General features: G+C 58.9%; 18 protein-coding genes. 6 read left to right on the forward strand and 12 right to left on the reverse strand.

Going from position 1 to position 14,641, the window contains the following annotated elements:
• Positions 1 to 67: 67 nt before the first annotated feature.
• Positions 68 to 1,489, reverse strand: a complete 1,422-nt coding sequence (locus J1W56_RS09125) for an aminotransferase-like domain-containing protein (RefSeq protein ID WP_223612970.1) — start codon at positions 1,487 to 1,489, stop codon at positions 68 to 70.
• A 210-nt stretch (positions 1,490 to 1,699) separates the two neighbouring features.
• Between J1W56_RS09125 and J1W56_RS09130 the strand changes: the two genes are divergently transcribed.
• Complete coding sequence (locus J1W56_RS09130; protein WP_223612971.1) at positions 1,700 to 1,828, forward strand: DUF1127 domain-containing protein; 129 nt, start codon at positions 1,700 to 1,702, stop codon at positions 1,826 to 1,828.
• 146 nt (positions 1,829 to 1,974) lie between these two features.
• Entirely contained in the window at positions 1,975 to 2,196 is a 222-nt protein-coding gene (locus J1W56_RS09135) for a DUF1127 domain-containing protein (RefSeq protein WP_223612972.1), read from the forward strand.
• Positions 2,197 to 2,241: 45 nt separating this feature from the next.
• Here the strand turns inward: J1W56_RS09135 and J1W56_RS09140 are convergent, their stop codons facing one another.
• From J1W56_RS09140 to purC, 5 genes are all read right to left on the reverse strand, one after another.
• Positions 2,242 to 2,658, reverse strand: a complete 417-nt coding sequence (locus J1W56_RS09140) for a hypothetical protein (protein ID WP_223612973.1) — start codon at positions 2,656 to 2,658, stop codon at positions 2,242 to 2,244.
• 32 nt (positions 2,659 to 2,690) lie between these two features.
• Positions 2,691 to 3,350 carry a glutathione S-transferase family protein gene (locus J1W56_RS09145; protein ID WP_223612974.1) on the reverse strand — a complete coding sequence of 220 codons (660 nt, stop codon included), beginning with the start codon at positions 3,348 to 3,350 and terminating at the stop codon, positions 2,691 to 2,693.
• Positions 3,351 to 3,427: 77 nt separating this feature from the next.
• Positions 3,428 to 4,096, reverse strand: a complete 669-nt coding sequence (gene purQ / locus J1W56_RS09150; RefSeq protein ID WP_130270331.1) for a phosphoribosylformylglycinamidine synthase subunit PurQ — start codon at positions 4,094 to 4,096, stop codon at positions 3,428 to 3,430.
• A gap of 3 nt (positions 4,097 to 4,099) precedes the next feature.
• On the reverse strand, positions 4,100 to 4,339 hold the full coding sequence (gene purS, locus J1W56_RS09155) for a phosphoribosylformylglycinamidine synthase subunit PurS (protein ID WP_105732450.1): 240 nt from the start codon (positions 4,337 to 4,339) through the stop codon (positions 4,100 to 4,102).
• Between the two features lie 33 nt (positions 4,340 to 4,372).
• The gene (gene purC, locus J1W56_RS09160) at positions 4,373 to 5,137 is read right to left on the reverse strand and encodes a phosphoribosylaminoimidazolesuccinocarboxamide synthase (protein ID WP_105732451.1); all 765 of its coding nucleotides are present in this window, start codon (positions 5,135 to 5,137) and stop codon (positions 4,373 to 4,375) included.
• A 621-nt stretch (positions 5,138 to 5,758) separates the two neighbouring features.
• Here purC and J1W56_RS09165 point away from each other — a divergent pair.
• Positions 5,759 to 6,076 carry a DUF1476 domain-containing protein gene (locus J1W56_RS09165; RefSeq protein ID WP_223612975.1) on the forward strand — a complete coding sequence of 106 codons (318 nt, stop codon included), beginning with the start codon at positions 5,759 to 5,761 and terminating at the stop codon, positions 6,074 to 6,076.
• Between the two features lie 195 nt (positions 6,077 to 6,271).
• Positions 6,272 to 7,048: an HpcH/HpaI aldolase family protein gene (locus tag J1W56_RS09170; protein ID WP_223612976.1), complete on the forward strand. Its 777-nt coding sequence runs from the start codon at positions 6,272 to 6,274 to the stop codon at positions 7,046 to 7,048.
• Positions 7,049 to 7,232: 184 nt separating this feature from the next.
• Here the strand turns inward: J1W56_RS09170 and J1W56_RS09175 are convergent, their stop codons facing one another.
• The gene (locus tag J1W56_RS09175) at positions 7,233 to 7,781 is read right to left on the reverse strand and encodes an RBBP9/YdeN family alpha/beta hydrolase (RefSeq protein ID WP_223612977.1); all 549 of its coding nucleotides are present in this window, start codon (positions 7,779 to 7,781) and stop codon (positions 7,233 to 7,235) included.
• Between the two features lie 172 nt (positions 7,782 to 7,953).
• Between J1W56_RS09175 and J1W56_RS09180 the strand changes: the two genes are divergently transcribed.
• The gene (locus J1W56_RS09180; RefSeq protein WP_223612978.1) at positions 7,954 to 8,853 is read left to right on the forward strand and encodes a VOC family protein; all 900 of its coding nucleotides are present in this window, start codon (positions 7,954 to 7,956) and stop codon (positions 8,851 to 8,853) included.
• A 63-nt stretch (positions 8,854 to 8,916) separates the two neighbouring features.
• Here the strand turns inward: J1W56_RS09180 and purB are convergent, their stop codons facing one another.
• The 5 genes from purB to J1W56_RS09205 form a co-directional block, all read right to left on the reverse strand.
• Positions 8,917 to 10,224 carry an adenylosuccinate lyase gene (purB, locus tag J1W56_RS09185; protein ID WP_223612979.1) on the reverse strand — a complete coding sequence of 436 codons (1,308 nt, stop codon included), beginning with the start codon at positions 10,222 to 10,224 and terminating at the stop codon, positions 8,917 to 8,919.
• Positions 10,225 to 10,336: 112 nt separating this feature from the next.
• A complete protein-coding gene (locus tag J1W56_RS09190; protein ID WP_223612980.1) occupies positions 10,337 to 11,074 on the reverse strand; it encodes a DUF2259 domain-containing protein in 738 nt (245 codons plus the stop codon).
• Entirely contained in the window at positions 11,074 to 11,748 is a 675-nt protein-coding gene (gene rpe, locus J1W56_RS09195; RefSeq protein WP_223612981.1) for a ribulose-phosphate 3-epimerase, read from the reverse strand. The genes J1W56_RS09190 and rpe overlap by 1 nt, the downstream gene beginning before the upstream one ends.
• 68 nt (positions 11,749 to 11,816) lie before the next feature.
• The gene (locus tag J1W56_RS09200; RefSeq protein ID WP_223612982.1) at positions 11,817 to 12,824 is read right to left on the reverse strand and encodes a P1 family peptidase; all 1,008 of its coding nucleotides are present in this window, start codon (positions 12,822 to 12,824) and stop codon (positions 11,817 to 11,819) included.
• A complete protein-coding gene (locus tag J1W56_RS09205; RefSeq protein WP_223612983.1) occupies positions 12,824 to 13,897 on the reverse strand; it encodes a branched-chain amino acid ABC transporter substrate-binding protein in 1,074 nt (357 codons plus the stop codon). The genes J1W56_RS09200 and J1W56_RS09205 overlap by 1 nt, the downstream gene beginning before the upstream one ends.
• Positions 13,898 to 14,134: 237 nt before the next feature.
• On the opposite strand from J1W56_RS09205, the gene J1W56_RS09210 reads away from it, so the two are divergent.
• Positions 14,135 to 14,635, forward strand: coding sequence for a flavin reductase (locus tag J1W56_RS09210; RefSeq protein WP_374042771.1), 501 nt, complete (start codon positions 14,135 to 14,137; stop codon positions 14,633 to 14,635).
• The last annotated feature ends 6 nt before the right edge of the window (positions 14,636 to 14,641 follow it).

The following is a 14,641-nucleotide window of genomic DNA, read 5'->3' on the forward strand; positions in this document are numbered from 1 at the left end:
CCTGACCCACCCTCATGGTGAGCTTGTCGAACCACGCACAATGCTTATCCAATAGCCTTCACAGCACTCACGAATAGCTGTCATAGCTCGCATTGTCGGTTTCCATCAGACGGCGCAGGATGGACAGGCCGTTTTCCACTTCACCGCGCGTTGCGGGTACCGAATAGCCAAACCGCACCCGGTGGAAGGTCTTTTCCGTCCGGCCCGGCTTGAATTCGTCCTCGTCGTCAATGAGGACGCCCTCATTGAGCGCCGCGCTCTTGAAGGTCGCCGACAGCCATGGCTCCGGCAGTTTCACCCAGATAAACGGCGAATAGGGATGCGAGTTGATATCGAAACCGGCAAAGATCGATCGCGCCAGTGCTTCCCGCTCGGTGGTTTCTTCCCGGACCTTGACCCGGATGGCGTCGGCCTCGCCGGAATTGACCAGTTGCGCCCCGAGTTCCGCCATGAGGAACGGCAAGCCGCCGGTGACCATCTTGTGGGCCGTCAGCACGCGCGATGCCAGATGTGGCGGGCAGGCAACCCAGCCGCCGCGCACACCGGCGGCAACGGATTTCGACAGGCCGCCAATGTGGAAGGTCCGTTCCGGCGCCAGTTCGGCAAGCTTGACGTGATCAAGGCAGAGCAGCGATCCGTAAATCTCGTCCTCGATGATCCAGACATTGTAACGCCGGGCAATCTCGACAATGGCGCGGCGATGTTCCTCGGAGAGGGTTGTGGCCGTCGGATTCTGCAGCGACGGCATCAGAAACACCAGCTTCGGGTGCTGCTGGGCGCAGAGCCGTTCAAAGTCATCCGGTGTGGCGCTGCCGTTCTCGGTGTTCATGATGATGCTGCGCCGCCCCATCAGATTGACGCTGCGCGCGGCGGAACAATAGGTCAAATCCTCGAAGGCGATCCGGTCGCCCGGTGTGGTAACCGCGGCAATGATCGCCAGAATGGCTGAATGCGCGCCGAGCGTCGGTACAATCGAAGCGGCATCGGGCCGCCATTCCGCCGACCCGAGCCAGCGGCTTCCCGCCAATTGCCATGACGGGGGCAGGGTGCGGGAATAGCTAGCGATTTCGCCGGGATAGGACCGGGTGATATCCCGCAGAAAGCGATCCATCGCAACCGATTGCCCGACATCGATTGCCGCCGTGCTGTCGAGCCGGATATTGCCGGGCGCAATGACGGCGCTGCGCGTGCCGCCGAAGGGTTCGGAGTGCTGGGCGGGTGGAAGCTGGATCAGCTTCGTCTCCTTGTGGTCAATGACATAGGTGCCCCGACCCACTTCGCCGCTGACAAGACCGCGCTCACGGATGAGATTGTACGCCCGACCGACCGTGCCGATTGTCACCCCGATATCGAAGGCAAGATTGCGCTGCGGAGGCAATTTCGTGCCCGGTGCAAGCACGCCGCCGGCAATGTCCGATTCAATCCGCTCCGCAAGCTGTAGATAGAGCGGGCCTTTGCCGTGTTTCAGTTCCGGAAGCCAATTTGTCATGGTGACAATTATGTATATTGCGATTCCAATTGAGTCAATCCATTACAATCAGCGATACAATTCGAGTCAATTCGGCTTGATAGGATGGATATGATGAGTACAATTGGTGCAATCAGAAGAAGATCCGCCGGTGTAAGCGATGCACGTGGCATTGCTTTGCCTAAATTGTCCCGGAGCAGGACGACAGTCCTGCATCAAATTCTGGGCTGGATGTTGCATGCTGTCGCCAAACGGCGCAGCCGCGTGCATTTGAGCGAACTCAGCGACGAGCAATTGCTGGATATCGGCGTATCGCCAGCGCAGGCACGGCAGGAATCCAAGCGGTTTTTCTGGGATTGAACGTCCGGTATGGCTGGCTGCCTCCTGAGTTGAGCAACCGCCGTCGCTGCCAATGAGAATTACTGATACCCGCCCTCAGTAATATTGAATGAATCTTTTGTGATTTACCTATATATTACATATTCAATCGTTTCAGGGAGGCGCATATGGGTACGACTTTTGTAGAACCTAACCGTCCCGCTATCCGGGGGCTGACCTATGCTTCACAGCCGGACTTCCTGTCACAGTTTGCCGGCTGGGTGGAAAGCGCCCTGATGAAACGGCGCACGCGGCTTCAGCTCGGCAAGCTGAGCGACGAAGGGCTCAAGGATCTTGCCTTGACCCGCGATCATGTCGAAGCCGATCTCGACCGTTATCTGTCGATGTGATGCCTCAAGCCGGTGCATAACCGCACCGGCTTGCGTTTCCATTTATCAGCCGCGCGCGGTGCAGGACGGTTGTCCTGCTGCCCAACGGCGTATGTCGGATTCAATGCGATTTCCCATGGAATGTCCCATCAGCGGGCCGAAGGCCTCAACCTTGGCCGGGTTGCCTTCCGCGTGGACGACCAGCAGCGGACGGCCGCCGGGATTGCCCGCCGGGACGACCAGGATGCGCGGGCGGCCGGAATAGGAATTCAGCTCCGGCGCGAGATGGTAGGGCTTGAACGCCGAATCCTTCGACTTGAACCAGCAATTATTGGCAGCAAGGGCCACCCTCTCCATGGTGGCGAGGGCGGCCTTGTCCGAACCGAAGGCCAGAGAGCCAGGCCCCGGCTTGCTGGGTGATTGGCATCCGGCGAGCGCCACGAGCGAAATCATCATGGCAACGCCAATCGTCTGCATTTTCATCCAGCTATCTCCAATGATACAAGGGCGGTTGATCAGCTTGCCTCAAGTTCCCCGAGGAACACTTTCAAGGCATCCGTCATCTCGAACCAGACCAGCGATAGCACCGGATCCTGAATAATCAGTTGCTCATAGGCATCGAATTTCGGGAATGGTTCCAGCAGGCGCGAGCGGCGCGTCATCACCCGGAAATGGTTGAACAGGAAGCGGATCGGCGTCAGCCAGGCATCCGCCATGGTCATCTGCTTGCCCAGCGCATAGGGGCCATCTCCCATGCGGTGTTCGATTTCACGCAAACCGGCTTCCAGCTGGGCAAAAAGCTTGGTGATCCGCGCATCGTCCTTGGATTTGGTGTGAACGAGCTCAAAAAGCTCCATGACCGGAACGAGGATTTCGAGCTCGGCGATACGGGCAGCCATGCGCACCACGGCGCGGTCACGCGAGTCCGCCGGCAACAGAACCGGTTCAGGAAAATGTTCTTCGAGATATTCGGAGATAACCGTGGCTTCGATGATGGTCAGGCCCGAGCCTGTAATCAGCACCGGAATACGGTTGAATGGGGAAATGCTGCGGAACTCTTCGGGTATCGGAAAACCCGGCGGCGGCGCTACGACCTTGATGGGTGCCTTTTTGTAATAGGCAATGCAACGAACAATCGAGGAGTAGGGGGAGAGCGGCCGCGAATACAGTTTCATTCTCAATTCCTCCGTTTGAGTGCCGTTCCGGCCCATGGCGGGCCGGAACGGCATTGCTCAAGCGTATAGAATTTTACTCAGGCGGCAATCCCAAGAATGCCCGCAAACAGGGCGCGGCCATCGGAGCCGCCATGGGCCGCTTCAATCAGGTTCTCCGGATGCGGCATCATACCGAGAACATTGCCTTTTTCGCTGATGATACCGGCGATGTCATTCATGGCGCCGTTCGGGTTTGTACCCTCCGCATAGCGGAAAACCACCTGGCCTTCGCCCTCGATGCGGGCCAAAGTCGTTTCGTCAGCGAAGAAATTGCCGTCATGATGGGCAACCGGGCAGCGAACGATCTGGCCATGCGAATAACCGCGGGTGAAGGCGGTGTTGGCATTGGTCACTTCCAGCTTCACTTCGCGGCAGACGAATTTCAGCGATGCGTTGCGCATCAGGGCGCCGGGCAGGAGGCCTGCTTCCTGCAAAATCTGGAAGCCGTTGCACACGCCCATGACCATGACGCCCTTGTCGGCCTTCTCGCGGATCGCCTGCATGACGGGCATGCGCGCGGCAATGGCGCCGCAGCGCAGATAGTCGCCATAGGAGAACCCGCCGGGAATGACGATCAGATCGACATCGGGAATTTCGGTGTCCGTCTGCCAGACCGTCTGCGGTGCCTGGCCGGAGATTTTCGTCAGCGCCGCAATCATGTCACGGTCGCGATTGAGGCCCGGGAGAAGAACGACAGCTGATTTCATTTTTTAAACAAGCTCCACCGCATAATCTTCGATGACCGTATTGGCGAGCAGCTTTTCGCACATCGCCTTGACGTTGGCTTCGGCAACGGCGCGGTCCTTGGTGTCGATCTCCACATCAAAGATCTTGCCCTGGCGTACGGATGCAACGCCATCGAAACCAAGACTGCCCAGCGCGCCGACAATTGCCTTGCCCTGCGGGTCAAGAACGCCATTCTTCAAGGTTACAGTGACACGTGCCTTCATCGATCGTCTTCTCCGAGATTGTTCAATCAGCGATTATTTAACGAGAACCGGCCCGGTTGGCCGCAACTGTTCATTTTCATTCATGATGCCCAGACGGCGGGCGACTTCCTGATAGGCCTCGATCAGACCGCCCATATCACGACGGAACCGGTCCTTGTCCAGCTTTTCGCTGGTCTGGCTGTCCCACAGGCGGGCGGAATCGGGGGAAAACTCGTCGGCGACGACAATACGCATCATATCGCCTTCCCACAAACGGCCGCATTCGATCTTGAAATCGACGAGCTGGATACCGACGCCGAGGAACAGGCCGCTGAGGAAGTCGTTGACGCGAATGGCCAGTGCCATGATGTCATCGATTTCCTGGGGTGCAGCCCAGCCAAAGGCCGTGATGTGCTCTTCGGAGACCATAGGATCGTCCAGAACGTCGTTTTTGTAGTAAAATTCGATGATCGAGCGCGGCAGGACCGTGCCCTCTTCGATTCCAAGACGTTTTGCCAGCGAACCCGCCGCAATGTTGCGGACGACCACCTGCAGGGGAATGATTTCGACTTCCTTGATCAGCTGCTCACGCATGTTGAGGCGGCGGATGAAGTGCGTCGGAATACCCATGCGGTTGAGCTGGGTGAAAATGTATTCGGAAATCCGGTTGTTCAAAACACCTTTGCCATCAATGACTTCGTGCTTCTTTGGATGCAGCACGGTGGTGTCGTCTTTGAAATGTTGGACAAGCGTTCCTGGCTCGGGTCCTTCGTAAAGGATTTTGGCTTTGCCTTCGTAGACACGGCGGCGACGGTTCATTGCAGGTCTCTGGTATTGGAGTTATCGGTCGGCCTTGGTCACAGCCGTCATGTTGGCGCGCTAACTATCGTAAAAGCAAGCATTCTACAATGATACTTTAGGGATCGGCACCATTTTGATCATATTAATGCGGCCGATCCTTTGGTCTGTCCCCGGATTTATGGGTTATATGGGCTTTTTACGACAATGTGACCCATGTTTGCCTGAAGAGGTTCATTTCAGACTTCCGATTTCGTGCAGAATGGTTATATGAACCTAGGGTCAGGACTCGTTAATATGATCGAAATGGCGCCTGAAACGGCAAGAAGATGCGAGGAGAGGCGTGAAGGGCGGGGCTTTTCCCCCGGCCGAGCGGTTCGACACTGCAGCTTGCAGCCGTTTCGGCGTCCGAAGGATATGGTCTTTTCGCCCGGCTACTTCGTTGCAAAGGCTCGAGAATGGATAAACATTCCCATCGCCTTTGCTCCTCGTATCCGAACGAAAAGCCACATACCATTTCGACCAGATTAACAAGTCCTGACCCTGAAAACCATGCCTATCAGGGACTTGCCCTAAAAACGCCAAGACCGGGGAGGCATCTTTCACCGGAATGACCAATTCATTTTGCGGGAGCAAGAGAGGATGACAATGGAAGATCGCGAAAATGCCTTTGAAAGCAAATATGCGCATGACGCGGAGGTTCGCTTTCGGGCAGAAGCACGGCGCAACAAGCTGATTGGCCTTTGGGCAGCGGAAAAGCTGGGCAAGACCGGCGAAGAAGCGGAAGCCTATGCGCTTGAAGTCATCAAGGCGGATTTCCAGGAAGCCGGTGATGACGACGTTTTCCGCAAGATCCGCGCCGATTTCGATGCGGCAGGTGTCGACAAATCCGACCACCGCATCCGCCGTACAATGGATGAAATGCTGGAAGAAGCCATCCGCCAGATCCAGGGATCCTGATCTGTCCTGATCGGTCTTCGTAAAAACCGCCCTTTCAGGGCGGTTTTTTGTTGGTGCTATTCCGTTGTTTTTGCTTCGCTCCCAATGGTCCTTTGATTCTGACATTTGCCTGAGTGGCTTGTATCAAAGGGGGGCAAATGTCAGAATCGGACCACAAGCCGAGTCGGCCATCAGCAACAATTTCCGGGAGAGATCATGTCGCTAGCATCACGTCTGAGGGCGGGAGAAACGGTTTTTTCCGCCTGGTGCAACCTGCCTCATCCGCTGGTCATGGAAACCCTGTGCCGGACGGATTTCACCGCCTTCATGCTCGACATGCAGCACGGCCCGTTCGATACGGAATCGGTTCTGCAAAGCATCGGTATCATCCAGGGCGCAGGCAAGCATACGGTGGTACGCATTCCCGTCGACCGGTTCGACATGGCAAGCCGGGCACTGGACTTCGGCGCCGAGGGCATTATCGCCCCGATGATCAATTCGGTTGAAGATGCGCGGCGTTTTGCTGCTTCCATGAAATACCCGCCGGTCGGCGAGCGGTCGTGGGGGCAGTTGCGCGGGCGTCCGGCAAGCTATGGCGCCAGCGGTTCCGGCGGCTATCTGACTGAGGTCAATGCCAAGACGCTGGCTTTCGCAATGATCGAGACACGCGCCGCCTTTGCCGCGCTGGACGGTATTCTGGCCATCGATGGTATCGACGGTGTTTTTGTCGGCCCAGCGGATTTCTCCATCGGCTGGAGCAACGGGGCCGAGGTGGATGCCGGGTCGCAGGCGATCATCGAGCCGCTGCGGGAAATCGCCGCCAAGGCACGCGCCGCAGGCAAGCTCTGCGGCATCTACGCGCCCAATGCCGAACTGGCAAAGCGTTTCACCGGTCTCGGTTTCACCTATGTGCCGATCTCCGTCGACACGGCCTATCTGCAATTGGGTGTGCAGACATTGCTGGCAGCCGTTAGAGCATCGGGCGATAAATAAGACGTGTTCTGCCCGATGGAATTGGGCCAAATTCACCCGGCCCTTCGGGTTTCCGGCTGGCGGACACCCACTTTGTCAGGCAGCTTCGTCCGATGGATGAACATCGGCCTCGCTACCTTCCGCGTGGATTGTCTCGCCATCCGCGAAACAGAACTACGTCCTATTTAACGCCCGATGTTCTAAATCATAATTGCGAAATAAATTTCGCAAAGACCATCGTGCCTTCCGGCCAGGGTCCATGGCCGGATTCGGCGTTGAGGTGGCCTGATTCACCGGCATCGATGAACAGGGATCCCCAGGCCGCCGCCAGGTCTTCTGCAACGGCATATTCGCAATAGTGATCATTGCGGCTGGCAACGACGATGGATGGAAATGTGAACGGCTCGCGCGGGTAGGGGCCGAATGTCATCAGGTGCTTCGGCCGGATTTTCGGGTTTGACACGTCGGGCGGCGTCACCAGGAAAGCGCCTTTGATCTTGCTGCCGATCTGCGGCAATGCGTGCACAAAGGTCGGCACCCCCAGGGAATGCGCGACAACGACAACGGGCAGGGTCGCTTCGTTGACGGACTTGACCACTTCCGCCACCCAGTCCGCAAGGACAGGCTTCGACCATTCCTTCTGCTCGACGCGCCGTGCCGTGGAAAGCTTGGCCTCCCAGCGTGTCTGCCAGTGATCGGGACCGGAATTGGTGTAACCGGGAATGATGAGGATATCAGCGTCTTTGACTTTCATGCTCCCCATTTAGGAAAAATATCGGGGAACCGCAACGCCACAAGATTGTAAACAATCCGGATTTTATGGTTCGCGAATGGTGAACATGCTGTTCGCCGCGGCATGGCTTGTATCCGTTGATGGAACATCCGACTTTAAACGCAACGTAACAGGTGGATCGCCGGGAGTGCACATGAAGGTCACACGCAGAGATGTCGTCGGCGGTGCCGGAATGCTGGCTTTCCAGGCGATTGCGGGATCAGCCCGCGCGGAGACAGATATGAACAGTGTTCCCTTTGCAGCAACGGCCCCGACCCATGTGTCAAAAGTTGGCATCAAGGCGAGGGATGCCGATCAGCTGGCGAAATATTATCGCGAGGTTGTCGGCTTGCGGGAACTCTCCCGCAAGGGGCAGACGGTCATCCTTGGAGCAGGTGAGACGCCTTTGCTCGAAATCGAGCAGGCGGCGGCGATCCGCGCCGACGATCCGCATAGCGCCGGCCTTTATCACACCGCTTTCCTGCTGCCGCGCCGGGTCGATCTTGCCCGGTGGGCGCGGCGCGCCATCGACCAGCGCACGCCGATTGTCGGCGCATCGGACCATATTGTCAGCGAGGCCATCTATCTGACGGACCCGGAAGGCAATGGCATCGAGATTTATGCGGATCGCCCGCATGAGAACTGGAAATGGAACGGTTCATCCGTCGAGATGGGCACCGCTGCGCTGGATGTCGGTAATCTGCTTGGCGAGCTGAAGCCGGATACCGCGGAATGGAATGGCGCGCCCGATGGCGCCATGGTTGGGCATCTGCATCTGCGGGTCGGCAATGCCGGGGACGCGGAGGCATGGTGGCATCGTGAGCTCGGCATGCAGACTGTTGCCGGTTTCGGCGGCAGCGCCGTGTTCCTGTCCACCGGCGGCTACCATCACCATGTTGCGGCCAATTCCTGGCAGAGCAAGGGTGCGGGCAAGCGGGACAATGACCGTTCCGGTCTCGCCTGGGCCGAATTCGTGTCGAGCGATGCCCGGGGCGAGCGGGAAATCGTCGATCCCTGGGGCAATGTCATGCGCATCGTACCGGCAAAGGCCTGACCGCTTTCTGCCAATAAAAAGCCCGCGAAACCGCGGGCTTTTCTTTTGATCAATGGGACGTGTTCAAGCTTCGCCGAACACGCGCCTGAAAATCGTGTCGACATGCTTGGTATGATAGCCAAGGTCGAATTTCTCGCGGATGGTCTGTTCCGGCAGCGCGGCGCGGACGTCCGCGTCGGCCAGCAGCTCCTCGAGGAAATCTTTGCCCTGTTCCCAGACCTTCATCGCGTTGCGCTGAACGAGGCGATACGAATCCTCGCGGGACACACCGGCCTGCGTGAGGGCAAGCAGAACGCGCTGGGAGTGGATCAAACCACGGAACTTGTTCATGTTTTTCAGCATGTTGTCCGGATAGACCAGCAGCTTGTCGATGACGCCGGTCATGCGGGCAAGGGCGAAATCAAGCGTGATCGTCGCGTCCGGGCCGATCATGCGCTCGACGGACGAATGCGAAATGTCGCGTTCGTGCCAGAGCGCCACATTTTCCATGGCGGGCAGGGCAAAGGCGCGCACCATGCGGGCGAGGCCGGTCATGTTTTCCGTCAGCACCGGATTGCGCTTGTGCGGCATGGCGGAGGAACCCTTCTGGCCGGGGGAGAAATATTCCTCCGCTTCCAGAACTTCCGTGCGCTGCAGGTGGCGAATTTCCACCGAAAGGCGCTCGATGGACGAGGCGATGACGCCGAGCGTGGCGAAATACATGGCATGGCGGTCACGCGGGATGACCTGCGTGGAGACCGGTTCCGGCTCCATGCCCAGCGATTTGGCCACGTGTTCTTCGACATAGGGATCGATATTGGCGAACGTGCCGACAGCGCCGGAAATGGCGCAGGTGGCGATCTCGGCGCGTGCGGCCACGAGACGGGTGCGGCAGCGCTCGAATTCGGCATAGGCCTGTGCCAGCTTGACGCCGAACGTGGTCGGCTCGGCATGGATACCGTGGCTGCGGCCGATGGTGACCGTGTCCTTGTGCTCGAAGGCACGCTTCTTCAGGGCTGCCAGCAGCTTGTCGAGGTCGGCCAGCAGAATGTCGCTGGCGCGCATCAGCTGGACGTTGAAACAGGTATCGAGCACATCGGACGAGGTCATGCCCTGATGCACGAAGCGCGCGTCGGGACCGACGATCTCAGCCAGATGCGTCAGAAAGGCGATGACGTCATGCTTGGTTTCACGCTCGATCTCGTCGATGCGGTCGATATCGAATGTCGCGGCGCCGCCCTTTTCCCAGATCGTCGCAGCAGCTTCCTTCGGGATGACGCCGAGTTCCGCCAACGCGTCGCAGGCATAGGCCTCGATTTCGAACCAGATGCGGAATTTCGTTTCCGGGGACCAGATGGCGACCATTTCGGGCCGCGAATAACGCGGGATCATTGTGTGTTCCTATAGGCAATCGGTGGGCGGATGAGTGTGAAACCTGCTCTAACAGACCAAGCCGCCGTACTCAACGTGGCTTTTCAGCCTGCACAGCTATATGGCCTTGGAATCACTGTTGCGTGGTGACCGCCAGCCAGCGGTAATCGGGGCCTTCAAAGCCGATTGAACGGACTGCGATCAGAATGGCGAGGGCAGGTTTGCCATCCGAGAGATAGAAGGTCTGGACGGCGCCGATGCTGTAGCCTTGCGGGCAATTGCGGCTCGACGGGATGGATTTGTCTTCGTGCAGCGTCCTGATATCGGCGGATGTGCCCTGCTGGATCGTCAGGCGAAACCCTTTGTACATCTCCGGTTCCGGGCATTTGTCCGGGCGCGGGACATCGATTTCTTGCAGTTGCACCGTCAGCGGCTCGTCCATGGGAGGGAAAACCGGGCGCGGATTGAACGTCGTCTTGAACTTGTCGGCCGACAGTTCGGTGATCGGGTTGGCTGCGACCGTATCGCCTGCATTGGCGCGCAGTTCCGTGTCGGAAAGCCCGGTCAGCCCCTGTGCATCCCGGCCAGCCTTTTCGCGGGCATCGGCGAGAGAGGCCTTTTCATCGTCGAGGCGCACCCGCACCGGTGTCTTGGGAAGAAAGGCGTCGGTTGCCGTGTCGATATAATAGCGGTTGGCGTAGGGAAAGCCGGAACCATCCTGGACGCCGTATTCCTCGAAGGCAAAAACCTTGCCGTCTTTGGAAAAGCCAAGAATGTCAAGTTTTGCAACATCTCCTGCCCGTGCCGCCACTGGCGAAAAACCCGCGACCAGAACGGCGAGGGCGGCGCGAAGCAGGAGGGAAAGGCGCATCACGAGCCCTTGATGGTTGCGTTGCGGATCAGCTCGATATTGGCGCGGTAGCTTGCTTCCGATCCGCCCTTGAACACGGCAGAACCGGCAACCAGTGCATTGGCGCCCGCCTGTGTTGCCAATCCGGCGGTGTCGGCGGTAATCCCGCCATCCACTTCCAGATCGATGGGGCGGTCGCCGATCATCGCCTTGACCTTGCGGATCTTGCCCAGGGTCTCGGAAATGAATTTCTGGCCGCCAAAGCCGGGATTGACGGTCATGACCAGCACCAGATCCACGTCGTTCAGGACATATTCGATGGCAGATTCCGGCGTTCCCGGATTGATGGCGATGCCGGCCTTCTTGCCAAGGGCGCGAATGGCCTGCAGCGAGCGGTGGACGTGCGGTCCGGCCTCGGCATGAATAGTGATGATGTCCGATCCGGCCTTGGCAAAGGCCTCGATATAGGGATCGCACGGCGCAATCATCAGATGGGTGTCGAAAACCGCGGAGGTCAGCGGGCGGATTGCCTTGACCACTTCGGGGCCGAAGGTGATGTTCGGCACGAAATGGCCGTCCATGACGTCGATATGCACCCAGTCAGCACCCGCTTTGAGCACGGTGGTGACTTCCGAACCGAGCTTTGAAAAGTCGGAAGCGAGAATGGACGGGGCGATGACAAGCGGGCGGCTCATGGCGTTCTCCGGTAGAAATGTTGTGCGCGCCCGTTACCACGCGCGTCCGGACCGCACAATGAAAACCGTCAGGGCCGGGCGTTCCACACAGGAAACAGGTCGTTTGGAGCCGCTGTTGCCGCAAACACGCCGCGCGCGACGGCCCGTGCCATGGTGGACGCCGCTGCTGCGCACAATTCGATGAATTCGTCGATCTCGGGCGCGCGGCCGGCGGTGCCGGTTGCAAGGGCAAACACCAGATCGCCGTCGAATGGCGTATGCGAGGGCCATATCGCGCGGGCAAACCCGTCATGCGCCGCGATGGCGAGACGTTTGGCCTGTGCCTTGGTCAATTGCAGGTCCGTGGCGATGACACCGATGGTCGTGTTGGTATCTGTTGCCGCTTCCTTGAATTTTGTCTTGATATCCGCCGCGTCGGCGGGAAGCGGATGCGGCAGGCCAAGTCCGCCGAACTCGTCGCCAATCTCGAAGGGAGCGGCCCAGAAGTGGCGGCTGCGCCCGACGGTCACCGATCCCAGGGCATTGACGGCCACCAGCGCACCCATTGTCGCGCCGTTCGGCAGGACGGATGAGGCCGAGCCGAGCCCGCCTTTCAGGCCGGTCACCAGCGCGCCCGTACCGGCGCCGGTGCTGCCGAGGGCAAAATCGCGCGATGCGGATTGCACGGCCTGATAGCCAAGCTCGCGATAGGGCGGATAAAGGCCCCAATCCTTGTCGCCGCCGTTGATCAGGTCAAACAGGATGGCGGCAGGGACGATCGGAATGCGCTGGCCGCCAACCTTGAAGCCGATGCGCTTTTCGCGCAGGGCCGCCTGCACGCCCGATGCGGCATCGAGGCCAAAGGCGGAACCGCCTGAGAGAACCAGTGCATTGATGGTTTCAACCGTGTTGTGCGGCTCAAGCAGATCGGTTTCCCGGGTGCCGGGCGCGCCGCCAAGAACCTGTACGGCGGCCGTCGCGGGTTCATCGCAGAGGATGACGGTGGTTCCCGATTTGATGGTTGCATCCGCGGCATTGCCGATGCTCAGACCAGCGACATCGGTGATGAGGTTGCGCGGCCCTGTCTTCAGCGGCATCAGTTGGTCTCCTGCACGAACTGTTTTCCATCATAGCGCTGCAGGCGAAACGTATCGGCAATGCGCTCGCCGCGGGCGTCGAACTGCACGGGGCCGATGGCGGTTTCAAAGACGTTTTTCCTGAGAAGATCGGACAGGGAGGCGGCCTGGGCCTGCGCGGTTGTCAGCAGCTGGACGGCAACTTCCGCTGCGGCGTAGGCGGGAATGGCATAACCTTCGGGCACTTTGCCGGCAAGTTCCATGGCATTGCTGGCATTGCGGGCGCTCTCGAGGGTCTCCGGATCGCGCGGTGCGATCATCAGCGTTCCCACGGACAGATCGCTGCCGCTGGCGGTTGCCTTGAGCGATTCACCGCCGATGATCGTCAGGGGATAGTTGAGCGCCACGGCGCTGCGACCGATGGCAGCGACGTCATCCCGTTCGCCGCCGACGAAAACCTGTGTCGCTCCGGCCCGCTTCAGGCGCCCGACCAGCGCATTCTGATTGTCGAGGCCGGGGCGATAGGTATCGGCAAACACAGGCTTCAGGCCCTTTTCCTCGAGCCGCCCCCGCACCGTGGCGGCGATCTCGCGGCCGAAAATCGTGCCGTCGTCGATTATGGCGAAGGGCGAGGTCCGCCAGAGGTTCACCAGTATGTCGCCGGTCTCACGGGCGGCATTGCGCTCGGAGGAGGCAATGCGGAACACCGGATAAGGCGTATCCGCGCGCATTTCCGTCAGGGTCAAATCCCGAACCCCGGGTGTAATGACGGCAATGCCCTTCTGCCCGAGGATGGGCAGGGCGGCTTCAAGCGATTCCGTGCAGAGAAAGCCGACCACAATCGTCGCATTGGCCAGCACCATTTCCCGGGCGGCGGCGGCCCCGCCTGCCGCATCGCATTTGTCGTCGGCGGTCACAACGCTGATGTCTTGTCCCTGCTTGGTGCCGGCAACCGCGGCATTGGCACCGTCGACCAACTGATTGCCAAGCCGCGCAAAGGAACCGGAGAGCGGTGCAATGACGCCGATCTTGTCCTGTGCATAGGCGACGCTGCCGAACAACAGGCACAGACCAAGCGTCGCGGCTCGTATCATGGGATTCATTGCGATATTGCCGTACCTTCGAGATGGCGGATGACGAAACGTTCGATTTGGGTAACTGTTTCCTTCACTCTGTGCAATCCGGCTCTATATAAAAGGGTAAGCATAGCGCGATAATATTGGCTCGTTCCGCCGGAAAGAGTCCAAGCCGCAGAAAAAATATTCTACAGCTATAGTTCGGGCGCGTGTTGCGTTAGTGATGATTTGGACAACGGAAATAAAACTGTGCTCATCGCCAAGGACCAGAAAATAGAACCTCTCGCATTCCGCAATGCCATGAGTCATTTTGCGGAAGCGGTTCACGTCATTACCACCGATGGACCGGCGGGCAGACGTGGCGTGACCATTTCTGCCGCATGTTCCGTATCCGACAATCCGGCCACCATTCTGGTCTGTTTGAACCGGCAGCATGAATTCAATCATCTTTTCATCGAAAACCAGGTTTTCGCGCTGAACGTGCTTTCGGCGGACCAGCGGGCGATTTCCGAGGCCTTTTCCGGCAAGGGAGATTTGCCGCAGGAAGACCGGTTTGCCCTCGGGCAGTGGCAAACGCTGCAAACCGGTGCGCCGGTGCTGATGAACGCACTTGCCAGTTTTGATTGCCGCATCATTGCCACCCATGAGGTTGCCACGCATTATGTCATCTATGGCAAGGTCACCGCGCTCAACACCGGGGAGCGCGGCCAATCGCTTGTCTATCTCAACCGCTCCTATCATGGCGTAGGGGAATAGGTCCAA

The organism is Phyllobacterium calauticae, assembly GCF_019991125.1.
GTDB lineage: Bacteria > Pseudomonadota > Alphaproteobacteria > Rhizobiales > Rhizobiaceae > Phyllobacterium > Phyllobacterium calauticae.